A 12684-nucleotide genomic window follows, 5' to 3' on the forward strand; every position below is an offset into this window, starting at 1 on the left:
TTCATTTTTCTTTTAAAATTATTTTCTAACGATTGGCCCAGTTAAAACTAAGAAACCTAAGATTATAACAACATAGAAACCTATGATTGATCCAACAGCAACTTTTACTCCGTCAGCATTTAATAATGTGATGTTACCAACAATTAATAAAATAACTGAAATAAGTGCAAGCCCAACTGAAGCTGAGTTAAATAATCTAGCAAAAGCATCAATTCCTAAGATTCCTAAGATTAATCTAATAACTACAGGAACTATTGCTATACATGCTAATGCTAAAGCTGCTGAAATCATACTGTTAACACTTTTGTGTAATTCTTCTAATCCAACAGCTCCATATTTAATAACTGATCCGCCTTGTTTAGCACCTAATCCAATCCCAAAGATTGTAATAATTACTAAAACAGCAAAAGCTACAGCTGCAATAACTGAAACTAAAGATCATAAATTCTTTTTAGCTCATTCTTTCATAAAACTTCCTCCTTGTTTAAAATTATAAAACTATTTAAGTAATTTTAATAAAAAAAGTAGTTAATTAATAACTACATCTATTTATTTTTTAAAGCCTTTTTATTTTTTTCTGCATTTGTAACATCAATTGTTTCATTAATATTGTCATCAAAAATAATTGAATCAAATAAATCATCAGCAGCTGTTGAATCAAATAAATCATCATCTTTATTTTTGTCATTAGATGTTTTATTATTTTTGTTATTGTCATTTTCAAGTTCTTCAAAGATTATAAGTTCTTCATTATTTTCTTTTTTATCTTTAGAACCACCTTGAATTTTTTCAGCCAGTTCATTAATTACTGTTGTTCTTGCAAAAACCACAACATCATCGTTTTCTTTTAATTCAGTGTAATCATCTGGTAATAATATTTTACCCTTACGTCTTATTTGAATAATATTAAAATCTTTTGAAGTTGAAAGCCCAGCTGCTAAAATTGTTTTATTAAAGATATTGTGATTTGCAACACTTAAAGTTGTTGATACAAAATCTTCATCAATAGATTGAACGTCAACATCTAAATCAATATTAAACATTGATCTAGCAGCAACTATATTTCCAGCTAAAGCATCAGGAAGAATAATTTGGTTTTCACTTAAACCTAAAGCCGTAAGTATTCTTTTGTGTTTTTCATCTCTGGCTCTTGCTATAACATTTTCACATTCTAAGTCAATTAAGTTTAAAACTGTCATTAGCCCTGCTTCAATATTAGTTCCAACCCCAACAATAACAACATCATAAGCCTTAATTCCATTTTTAGCTAATGCCATTTTATTGGTTGAATCTAAAACAATTACATCAACACCATATTCATATTCTGATAAATGCAAGTTAAGTTTATCCTCATCATAATCAAAAACTGTTACTTGCTGTTTTTTATCAACAAGTGTTTTAATTACTGATAAACTGAAGTTTGATACTCCAATAATTGCAATACTTTTTTTCTTTGCCATTTAATATACACCTTCTTTGATACTTTAATAATTATACATTTGTAATAATTAAATTGTATAATAATTACTATGAATGGGGGTAATCAAATGTCTACCAACACAAATAAGTCTAATAAATCTAAATGACTACACTTTAAAAAAAATAAAGAACAAAAAAATAAATTTGATCCCCATAAAGCTTTTTTAAAATTAAAAACTTGATGGCCATTGTCTAAAGTATCAGGAAGAATATTCTTAATTTATTTATTTATAGTTTTATTTGGTGGTTTCTTATTATGCATACCAGGAATTGTTGTCAATAATGATTTAAATGGCTATGATTTCAGATGAGATTATTTAACAGGTATTTTCACAGCATCAAGTGCTTTTAGTGATACTGGTATTAATATTATTGACCCATCACATGACTATACTTTTTGAGGACAATTAATTTTACTTATTCTAATTGAAATGGGTGGGATTGGTGTTTTAACTTTAAAAATTATTTTATTTATTTCTATTAATAAAAAAATATCACTTAGTGATACTGTTGTTGCTCAATCTGAGCGTGGAAATGATGTTAAATCTTCAACAATTGAATTAATCAAAGATGGATTTATATTTTTAACTTTTATTCAATTGATTGCAGCAGGAGTTTTATTCTTTTTATTTTTCTTTTCTGAACCAGCAACTCAATCATTAAATGGAACTGAATTAAATGTTGTATCACCATATCATAACTTTATAAAATCAATCTGATTTGCTATTTTTCACTCAACAAGTGCTATTAATAATGCTGGTTATGATTTACTTTCTACAAATTCATTGCAACCATATAATATTGAAGGGCATCAAGCTTATGCTATTCAAATAGTATTTTTACTTGAATGAGTTATTGGGGGATTAGGATATCCAACATTCCATGATATTAAGAGAAAAATGAGAGCGAGAAGAGTTGGACAAAAAGTAAAATTTAGTTTATTTACAAAATTAAATTTCTGAGTTTACTCAACACTATTTGTTGTTGGACCTTTATTAATTTTTCTTAGTGAATATTCAAATCAAACAAACTCATTAATTTTTAATTACTATACATATGATGTTGATCCGTTAACTCAAATGCCAATTAATGTAATTGTAACTGAAGCAAAACCAACCTTTGTTGTCGCTATGGATATAATATTTAATACAACAGCTTGTAGAAACGCAGGTTTCTCAACAGTACCAATAAATGATTTTAATGCATCATCTAAAACAATACTATCTTCATTAATGTTTATTGGTTCTGCCCCTTCTTCAACCGCAGGGGGTATTAGAACAACAACATTTGCTATCATTTTACTTTCAACATGAGCAATCATTAGAAATAAAAGTTATACAAGTGCTTTTAAAAAAGTAATTCCTGCAGAAACTGTAAGAAGAAGCTTTTCAGTATTCTTTATTTCAGTATTTATTTTAACTATTGTTATTATTTTAATTTATTTTGATTCAAATGGATTCTTAACACCAGGAATTGAAAATGGAGTTGCTGGAGAACTTGTGCAAAATCAAGGCGATGCAAGTATTGTTCAAATTTTAACTTTAATAACTAGTGCATATGGAACGGTAGGAATGAATCCATTTACACAACATCAGATGTATAATTTTGGTGTATTAACTAAATTGTTAATTATTTTATGTATGTTCTTAGGACAATTAGGAATATCAAATACATTATTAGCATTTATTAAACCATCAAGAAAAACAAACTTTAAATATTTAGAAGAAGACGTAACTATAGGGTAGGTGATATTATGATTATTTTAGACGGAAAAAAAGTAGCATCAAGAAGAAAAGAAGAGTTAACTGCTAAAATTTCAAAATATCACAATAAAGGGTTAAGAAAACCTAAATTAGTTGTTATTATGGTTGGTAATGATCCTGCTAGTGAAGTTTATGTTTCTCATAAAATTAAAGTAGCTAATGAAGTTGGGATTTATTCAGAGCTTTTAAGATTTGATAAAGATATTAAAAAAGAAGAGTTGTACAATAAAATAAATGAATTAAATAATGATCAAAATATAGATGGTATTTTACTTCAATTACCATTACCTATTGATTTTATTGAAGAAGATTATTTACAAGCAATCACTCCATCAAAAGATGTTGATGGGTTCCACTATATTAACCAAGGTAAAATGTTGCAAGGTTATGATACAGTTTATCCGTGTACACCTTTAGGAATAATTAACTTATTAGAAGAATACAATATAAGTGTTAAGAATAAAGACATAACTTTAATTGGAACAAGTAATATAGTTGGTAAACCTTTAGGCATGATGTTATTGAATAATCAAGCAACTATAACAATGTGTAATAAAAATACTAAAAATATTAAAAATCATACAATTAATGCAGATATTATTATTAGTGCTACAGGAAAACAATTTATTATTACTGAAGATATGATAAAAAAAGATGCAGTAATTATTGATGTTGGAATCATCAGAGATCCAGTTACAAATAAACTTGTTGGTGATGTTGATTTTGAAAAAGTTAAACTAAAATCTAGTTATATAACTCCTGTTCCAGGTGGTGTTGGTCCAATGACTGTTATTACATTAATGGAAAATACATTTGTGCTATATGAAAAACATATTAATAAATCAAAATAAAAACGCTTAATTGGCGTTTTTTTATACAAAAATTAAAAAATAATAAAAATTATTAAATTTTATTTACAACTTATTTTTTATATGATAAGATTTTTATTGTCCTTTGATGGATAACAAAATTAAATATATAACCAATAAATTTGTATTTGGCTTTTTAGCTCAGTTGGTAGAGCAACCGGCTGTTAACCGGTTTGTCACAGGTTCAAGTCCTGTAAAAGCCGCCATTACATTTGGCCTGTTGGTGAAGCGGTTAACACACACGGTTTTCATCCGTGGACACACGGGTTCGAACCCCGTACAGGCTACCATTTATTATTGGAGTGCTAGCTCAGTTGGGAGAGCTCCTGCCTTACAAGCAGGCGGTCAGCGGTTCGAGCCCGTTGCACTCCACCATTTTTTTATGCTGACTTAGCTCAGTTGGTAGAGCAACTGACTTGTAATCAGTAGGTCGGGGGTTCAAATCCTCTAGTCAGCACCATTATCAACATTTAAATGGCACCATTGGTGCTTTTATTTTTGATTAAATTATTATTTTATTTATTACATTGATTAATTAAAAAATAAATGATATTATTTTTATTGTCCAAAGTTAATGACTCGCTAGCTCAGTCGGTAGAGCAACTGGCTTTTAACCAGTGGGTCCGGAGTTCGAGCCTCCGGCGAGTCACCATCCTGCGGGATTGGCGGAATTGGCAGACGCACTAGACTTAGGATCTAGCGTCTTCGACGTAAGGGTTCGAGTCCCTTATCCCGCACCATAAGAAAACAAAACTAGTATACAAAAATTGCTAGTTTTTTTATTTGCAAATATCACTAAAACTTGTATAAAAAAATATTCTAAAAAAATGTAAAAAAAAGATTGCATTGGAAAACAAAATAGTGTATATTAATTATTGTGCCCTTAAAAAGGCAACAAATGATCTTTGAAAACTAAATAGAACAACAATTGTACAATCCTGTAACAATTTCAAATTGAGTACAGAATAATATACAAAAAAATATAATAGTCAGAATCAAAACAATAATTTAAAATGAGAGTTTGATCCTGGCTCAGGATAAACGCTGGCGGCATGCCTAATACATGCAAGTCGAACGGAGGTGCTTGCACCTCAGTGGCGAACGGGTGAGTAACACGTATCTAATCTACCTTCTAGCGGGGGATAACTTTTGGAAACGAAAGGTAATACCGCATGTGGATGTTATTATCGCATGAGAAAACATTCAAAGATCCGTTTGGATCACTAGAAGATGAGGATGCGGCGTATTAGCTAGTAGGCGGGGTAAAGGCCCACCTAGGCGATGATACGTAGCCGAACTGAGAGGTTGATCGGCCACATTGGGACTGAGATACGGCCCAGACTCCTACGGGAGGCAGCAGTAGGGAATTTTTCACAATGGACGAAAGTCTGATGAAGCAATGCCGCGTGAGTGATGACGGCCTTCGGGTTGTAAAGCTCTGTTGTAAGGGAAGAAAACATAGGAGAGGAAATGCTCTTATCTTGACGGTACCTTACCAGAAAGCCACGGCTAACTATGTGCCAGCAGCCGCGGTAATACATAGGTGGCAAGCGTTATCCGGATTTATTGGGCGTATAGGGTGCGTAGGCGGTTTCGCAAGTTTGAGGTTAAAGCCCGGAGCTCAACTCCGGTTCGCCTTGAAAACTGCGGGACTAGAATATCAGAGAGGTAAGCGGAATTCCATGTGTAGCGGTAAAATGCGTAGATATATGGAAGAACACCAGTGGCGAAAGCGGCTTACTGGCTGATTATTGACGCTGAGGCACGAAAGCGTGGGGAGCAAATAGGATTAGATACCCTAGTAGTCCACGCCGTAAACGTTGAGTACTAAGTATTGGGGATTACCTCAGTGCTGCAGCTAACGCATTAAGTACTCCGCCTGAGTAGTATGCTCGCAAGAGTGAAACTCAAAGGAATTGACGGGGACCCGCACAAGTGGTGGAGCATGTGGTTTAATTCGAAGCAACACGAAGAACCTTACCAGGGCTTGACATACAGTGCAAAGCTACAGAGATGTAGTGGAGGTTAACATTGATACAGGTGGTGCATGGTTGTCGTCAGTTCGTGCCGTGAGGTGTTGGGTTAAGTCCCGCAACGAACGCAACCCTTGTCGTTAGTTACTAACATTAAGTTGAGGACTCTAACGAGACTGCTAGTGTAAGCTAGAGGAAGGTGGGGATGACGTCAAATCATCATGCCCCTTATGTCCTGGGCTACACACGTGCTACAATGGCCGATACAAAGAGTCGCAATCTCGCGAGGGGGAGCTAATCTCAAAAAGTCGGTCTCAGTTCGGATTGAAGTCTGCAACTCGACTTCATGAAGCCGGAATCACTAGTAATCGCGAATCAGCTATGTCGCGGTGAATACGTTCTCGGGTCTTGTACACACCGCCCGTCAAACCACGAGAGTTGGTAATACCAGAAGTACGTTTCCTAACCGTAAGGAAGGCGCGTCCCAAGGTAGGACTAGCGATTGGGGTTAAGTCGTAACAAGGTATCCGTACGGGAACGTGCGGATGGATCACCTCCTTTCTATGGAGATAAAAACAAAACAGATTGACTATTATATGTTCTATTTAGTTTTCAGGGATTATTTAAATATAATCTCTGAAAGAGAATTGTTCTTTGAAAACTGAATATTAGATGAAAAGCATTGTAAAAGATTAAAATAAATCAACAATTTTTAACAAATAAAAATAATTTTACTGAATCAATTATCAATTGCTTTAAGATTTTTTCTAAAAAATAGTAAGGGCACATGGTGAATGCCTTGGAAAATGGAGCCGAAGAAGGACGTGATTACCTGCGAAAAGCATCGGGGAGCTGGAAGTGAGCTTTGATCCGGTGATATCCGAATGGGGAAACCCAATACGATTAATCTCGTATTATCCATAAGTGAATACATAGCTTATGAGAAGGGAACCTTGGGAACTGAAACATCTTAGTACCAAGAGGAAAAGAAAATAAATAATGATTCTGTTAGTAGCGGCGAGCGAAAGCGGAAGAGGCCAAACCAGTCTACGGGCTGGGGTTGTAGGACATCTTTTTAGAGTTACAAAATCAACATATAGTAGAAGTTACTGGGAAGTAACGGCATAGAGGGTGATACCCCCGTATACGAAATGTGTTGATCTCTTAGATGGATCCTGAGTACGGCGAAACACGTGAAATTTTGTCGGAATCCGCCGAGACCACTCGGCAAGCCTAAATACTCCCATTTTACCGATAGTGAACCAGTACCGTGAGGGAAAGGTGAAAAGTACCCCGAGAGGGGAGTGAAATAGTTCCTGAAACCATGTGCTTACAAGAAGATAGAGCCCGTTAATGGGTGATATCGTGCTTTTTGTAGAAAGAGCCGGCGAGTTAATGTATCGTGCGAGGTTAAGCAGAATATGCGGAGCCGTAGTGAAAGCGAGCCTTAATAGGGCGTTTAGTACGTTGCATTAGACACGAAACCGGGTGATCTAGCCATGAGCAGGTTGAAGTTTGGGTAAAACCAAATGGAGGACCGAACCGACGTTCGTTGAAATGACCGCGGATGACTTGTGGCTAGCGGTGAAATTCCAATCGAACCCGGAGATAGCTAGTTCTCCCCGAAATATATTTAAGTATAGCGTCGAGGTTTACCACAATGGAGGTAGAGCACTGAATCTATGATGGCCCCACCTAGGGGTACTGAATAGAATTAAACTCCGAATGCCATTGTCGGATACTCGGCAGTCAGAACATGGGTGATAAGGTCCATGCTCGAGAGGGAAACAGCCCAGATCGTCAGCTAAGGTCCCTAAATTTAGGTTAAGTGTGTAAGGATGTGGAATTGCACAGACAGCTAGGATGTTGGCTTAGAAGCAGCCACCATTTAAAGAGTGCGTAACAGCTCACTAGTCGAGTGATTCTGCGCCGAAAATGTACCGGGGCTAAACCTAATACCGAAGCTACGGATTGTATTTTTAAATACAGTGATAGGGGAGCGTTCTAATTGTGATGAAGTCAGACTGTGAGGACTGGTGGAACGATTAGAAGTGATTATGCCGGCATGAGTAACGATTGAATGTGAGAATCATTCATACCGTTTGACCAAGGTTTCCTGGGCAAGGTTCGTCCACCCAGGGTTAGTCAGGACCTAAGGCGAGGCCGAAAGGCGTAGTCGATGGACAACAGGTTGATATTCCTGTACCTGCTAGTTAGTGATGGAGTGACGGAGAAAGGTAGTGTATCCCAGGTGATGGATGTCCTGGGTTAAGCACAAAGGCGGCAACATAGGCAAATCCGTGTTGTATTAAACGCTGAAGTGTTATGAGGAGTGAACGGTTCGCCTAGTAACGAAGTACATGACCCTACGCTTCCAAGAAAAGCTTCTAACTTAATAACTAGTAGCCTGTACCTATAACGAACACACGTGGTCAAGGAGAAAATCCTAAGGTAAGCGAGATAACTGTAGCTAAGGAACTCTGCAAAATAACTCCGTAACTTCGGAAGAAGGAGTGCTCAACGCAAGTTGAGCCGCAGTGAAGAGGGAGGGGCAACTGTTTAGCAAAAACACAGCTCTCTGCTAAGTCGCAAGACGAAGTATAGGGGGTGACGCCTGCCCAGTGCCGGAAGGTTAAGAGGAGAAGTCAGCGCAAGCGAAGCTTCGAATTGAAGCCCCGGTGAACGGCGGCCGTAACTATAACGGTCCTAAGGTAGCGAAATTCCTTGTCAGGTAAGTTCTGACCCGCACGAAAGGCGTAATGATCCCTTCGCTGTCTCGGCTGCAGACTCGGTGAAATTTTAGTACCGGTGAAGATGCCGGTTACCCGCAACTAGACGGAAAGACCCCGTGGAGCTTTACTATAACTTGATATTGAAATTTGGTATAACGTGTAGAGGATAGGTGGGAGACTTTGAAGCTGGACCGCTAGGGCCAGTGGAGTCAACCTTGGAATACCACCCTCGTTATATTGGATTTCTAACTTCGACCCGTTATCCGGGTTAAGGACAGTGTCTGGTGGGTAGTTTGACTGGGGCGGTCGCCTCCTAAAATGTAACGGAGGCGCTCAAAGTTACACTCAGCATGGTTGGAAATCATGCATAGAGCGCAAAAGTATAAGTGTGATTGACTGTGAGACTTACAAGTCGAACAGGTACGAAAGTAGGATTTAGTGATCCGGCGGTCCCGTGTGGAAGGGCCGTCGCTCAACGGATAAAAGTTACCCCGGGGATAACAGGCTGATCTCCCCCAAGAGTTCACATCGACGGGGAGGTTTGGCACCTCGATGTCGGCTCATCGCATCCTGGAGCTGTAGTCGGTTCCAAGGGTTGGGCTGTTCGCCCATTAAAGCGGTACGCGAGCTGGGTTCAGAACGTCGTGAGACAGTTTGGTCCCTATCTGTTGTGGGCGTAGGAAAATTGAAGAGAGCTGTTCCTAGTACGAGAGGACCGGAATGGACACACCTCTGGTGCTCCTGTTGTCACGCCAGTGGCACAGCAGGGTAGCTATGTGTGGAACGGATAATCGCTGAAGGCATCTAAGCGAGAAGCCTCCTTTAAGATGAATTTTCCCATTTCTTTAGAATGTAAGATCCCTTATAGACTATGAGGTTGATAGGATGGATGTGTAAGTGTCGCGAGGCATTAAGCTAACCATTACTAATAGATCGAGAGAATTTTAGAAAAAAGAAGCAATTGAGTATGTAATCATCTAATATCCAGTTTTCAGAGAACAATTTAAAAAAAGATCTGGTGGTCATAGCGTAGAGGTCACACCTGTTCCCATACCGAACACAGAAGTTAAGCTCTACAGCGTCGACGATATTGCATTGTGAGAAAATAGAACGCTGCCAGTTTAAAAAAGAACCTGAAAAGGTTCTTTTTTATATTTAATTATTGATTTTATTGTTTTATAAGAGTAACATCTTTCCTAAATAGAAAAAAGGTGGAAAAATGGGAAAGGTTTATAAAACAAACAAAATAGGTATTTTATTTTTTACAATATTATCTTTTATATCGGCTTTGGGTTTAGTTTTCAGTGGTTATGTTATAAGTTTTATTGTAAACACTGCAGTTGATGTTATTAATGGAGAAGCTGAAAAAACAAGCAGATTATTTATTTTAATTATAATTTGTGCAATATCATTCTCAATATGTATAATTTTTGGTTATTTTCAAAAACAAGTCAAAAATAAAATAATTAAAGATTTTAATTTACTTTTAAGACAAAGAATTTCAAATAAAATAATTAATTTAGATTTAAACGATTTAAATAGCAAAAATAATGGAGATTTTATCAGTTGATATACAAATGATATAAATCAAATAGAAGCTAAAAATTTTGAAAACACATTTGATTTTATTGATACATTTTTAACAGCAATTTTGTCAATTATAGCAATTTTTATTTTAAATTGAATAGTTGGTTTAGCTACAATATTTGCATTGTTACTTTTAATGATAATTCCTAGTTTATTACAAAAATCAATGGTTAAAACTATTAATAAAGTTTCTACAAAACAAGAAGAATTCTCAGCTAAAGTTGAAAATACAATATCTGGATATAAAGAACTTCTTTATAACAATAAAACTGAACTTTTTAAAAAAATGATTGATGAAAAAAGTTTGGATTTAGAAAATTATAAGCAAAAAAATAAAACATTAGAAAATTTGCAAATGACAGGAATAAATTTTATAAGTATTTTTTGTCAAATTGGATTGTTGTTACTAACTGTTATTTTAGCAACTTATAAATTAGGAAGTATAGGTATGGTTTTTGCAGTCCCTCAATTAGCAGGTAACTTTTTAGTAAATGCAAGAACAGCATTAGGTTCATTATTTGGTACTTTAGGAAGTAGAGAATTATTTTCAAAGTTTGATTATGATCATAAAAATTTTAAAGATTTAAAATTGGAAAACTTCAAATCACTAATAGTTAAAGATTTAGAACTAAAAATAAATGATGTGACTTTATATAAAGGATTGAATATAGAAATCAATAAAGGTGATAAATATTTGATTCATGGTAGAAGTGGAGTTGGTAAAAGTACGCTTATAAAAATTCTTTTCGGAACTTTAAATGGCTATAGCGGTGAAATACTTTGAAATAATAAGATCAATTTTAACACTATAGAAAGTAATGCACTTTGAGATAAAATTTATTATGTTCAACAAGATACAACTATCTTTGATGCGTCTTTTAAAGAAAATATTACATTGTTTGATGATAAAATATCTGACAGTCAAATCCAAAAAGTTATAAGTCTTGTAAATCTAAATGAACTAGTTTTAAAAAATAATAATTCTTTAACGTTTAGTTGTAAAGAACTCTCAAAAGGTGAAATACAAAGAATTTCGGTTGCTAGAGCTTTATTATCAAATAAAAAAATTATTTTTTTAGATGAGCCAACAGCAAGCTTAGATAAACAAAATGCAGAGCTAATAGAAGAACTTATTTTAAAAAATCCCGATTTAACAGTTTTATTTATTTCTCATACGTCAAATATAAAAAATAAATTATTTAATGGGACAATTCATATAAAATAATTTATTTAAATTTTATTTAACATTCTTATTTAAATTATTTGATAAAATATCTTAAATACATAAGGAGTTAATATGAAAAAAATTATAGCATTTAGTGATTGTGATGGAACTTTATTATTTGATGACTACAAGTTTTCTGATTACACAATTAACACAGTAAAAAATATTTATGAGAACGGAAGTTATTTAATACCAGTTACAGCTAGAACTTTGAAAAATTTAAAAAACATAGCAAAACAATTAAAAATTGATGAGCTTGGGGGTATTATTGCTGGTAATAATGGAGCTCAAATTTTTGATTTTAAAACAGGAAAATATATACTAAATAAAACAGTAGACAAAAACATTATTAATGAAGTATTTGATTTATATTACACAGAAGCTGATGAAGAAAAAGAATGCAAAGTTAATTTTGCTTCTGAAGAAATTGTATATTCATTTGGTGAATCAGAAAACACCAAAAAATGAGCAGAAATTATGGAACAACAATTTAAAGTTATTTCAAAATCAAATGAAATTCTAGAAGATATTGTAAGTATTTCTATAATAACTAAAAAAGGAACAGATTTAGATACTTATTTACATCATTTTAATAAAATAAAATCAAAATATGGAAATGACTACAGAATTGATAATTACCATAACAGAGTAATAAGCATTGCTCCAAAAGATATTGATAAAGGATATGCTGTTGAAATAATTAATAAATATTTAAACAATACAGGTCAATATGAAACTTATGGTTTTGGAGATAGTTACAATGATTTTCCTTTAATAGCAGCAGTTGATTATGGGATAGCTATGAAAAATGCATTAGATGAATTAAAAGAAACAGCTTATGATATTACTGAATACCCAAATTATCAAGATGGTGTAGCAAGATACATTAATGACAAAATTTTTAAAAAATAAAAATTTAAACAGTATTTTAATCGTAGTAAAAAAGAAAAAGAATAGTGAATTTTAATGGCTGAAATTATAATACTTAGCTCTTTATTTTTTATCCCGTTTTTTAAATAGTGGGTAAATCATATATATTAGAAATACTTATTTTGT

At 34.1% G+C, this 12684-nt stretch carries 6 protein-coding genes, 6 tRNA genes and 3 rRNA genes; 13 read left to right on the plus strand and 2 right to left on the minus strand.

Translation table 4 applies throughout. The features are described from left to right. Window positions 1-18: 18 nt before the first annotated feature. Window positions 19-468 (minus strand): transporter, encoded by a 450-nt coding sequence (locus MFL_RS00830; RefSeq protein ID WP_011183061.1) that lies wholly within the window; start codon window positions 466-468, stop codon window positions 19-21. A gap of 77 nt (window positions 469-545) precedes the next feature. Beyond that, window positions 546-1460, minus strand: coding sequence for a potassium channel family protein (locus MFL_RS00835; protein ID WP_011183062.1), 915 nt, complete (start codon window positions 1458-1460; stop codon window positions 546-548). 87 nt (window positions 1461-1547) lie between these two features. Here MFL_RS00835 and MFL_RS00840 point away from each other — a divergent pair, with 87 nt between their 5' ends. The 13 genes from MFL_RS00840 to MFL_RS00900 all read left to right on the plus strand — a co-directional run bounded on the left by MFL_RS00840 (window position 1548) and on the right by MFL_RS00900 (window position 12540). Then, window positions 1548-3224 (plus strand): TrkH family potassium uptake protein, encoded by a 1677-nt coding sequence (locus tag MFL_RS00840; RefSeq protein ID WP_164919774.1) that lies wholly within the window; start codon window positions 1548-1550, stop codon window positions 3222-3224. A gap of 8 nt (window positions 3225-3232) precedes the next feature. After that, on the plus strand, window positions 3233-4093 hold the full coding sequence (locus MFL_RS00845; RefSeq protein ID WP_011183064.1) for a bifunctional 5,10-methylenetetrahydrofolate dehydrogenase/5,10-methenyltetrahydrofolate cyclohydrolase: 861 nt from the start codon (window positions 3233-3235) through the stop codon (window positions 4091-4093). A gap of 148 nt (window positions 4094-4241) precedes the next feature. Then, window positions 4242-4317 (plus strand) — tRNA-Asn (locus tag MFL_RS00850). Window positions 4318-4325: 8 nt separating this feature from the next. Beyond that, a tRNA-Glu gene (locus MFL_RS00855) sits at window positions 4326-4401 on the plus strand. Window positions 4402-4410: 9 nt separating this feature from the next. Beyond that, window positions 4411-4486: transfer RNA gene (locus MFL_RS00860), tRNA-Val, on the plus strand. A gap of 9 nt (window positions 4487-4495) precedes the next feature. Then, window positions 4496-4571: transfer RNA gene (locus tag MFL_RS00865), tRNA-Thr, on the plus strand. Window positions 4572-4687: 116 nt separating this feature from the next. Further along, window positions 4688-4763 (plus strand) — tRNA-Lys (locus MFL_RS00870). Between the two features lie 4 nt (window positions 4764-4767). Beyond that, window positions 4768-4851: transfer RNA gene (locus MFL_RS00875), tRNA-Leu, on the plus strand. Between the two features lie 269 nt (window positions 4852-5120). After that, window positions 5121-6645 (plus strand): 16S ribosomal RNA (locus MFL_RS00880). Between the two features lie 206 nt (window positions 6646-6851). Next, window positions 6852-9766, plus strand: a 23S ribosomal RNA gene (locus MFL_RS00885). Between the two features lie 64 nt (window positions 9767-9830). Continuing rightward, window positions 9831-9938: ribosomal RNA gene (rrf, locus tag MFL_RS00890) — 5S ribosomal RNA — on the plus strand. The 16S, 23S and 5S rRNA genes sit together here with 6 tRNA genes alongside, the layout of an rRNA operon. A 97-nt stretch (window positions 9939-10035) precedes the next feature. Beyond that, entirely contained in the window at window positions 10036-11628 is a 1593-nt protein-coding gene (locus MFL_RS00895; RefSeq protein WP_011183065.1) for an ATP-binding cassette domain-containing protein, read from the plus strand. A gap of 72 nt (window positions 11629-11700) precedes the next feature. Beyond that, window positions 11701-12540 carry an HAD-IIB family hydrolase gene (locus MFL_RS00900; RefSeq protein ID WP_011183066.1) on the plus strand — a complete coding sequence of 280 codons (840 nt, stop codon included), beginning with the start codon at window positions 11701-11703 and terminating at the stop codon, window positions 12538-12540. The last annotated feature ends 144 nt before the right edge of the window (window positions 12541-12684 follow it).

This window comes from Mesoplasma florum L1, assembly GCF_000008305.1.
GTDB lineage: Bacteria > Bacillota_I > Bacilli_A > Mycoplasmatales > Mycoplasmataceae > Mesoplasma > Mesoplasma florum.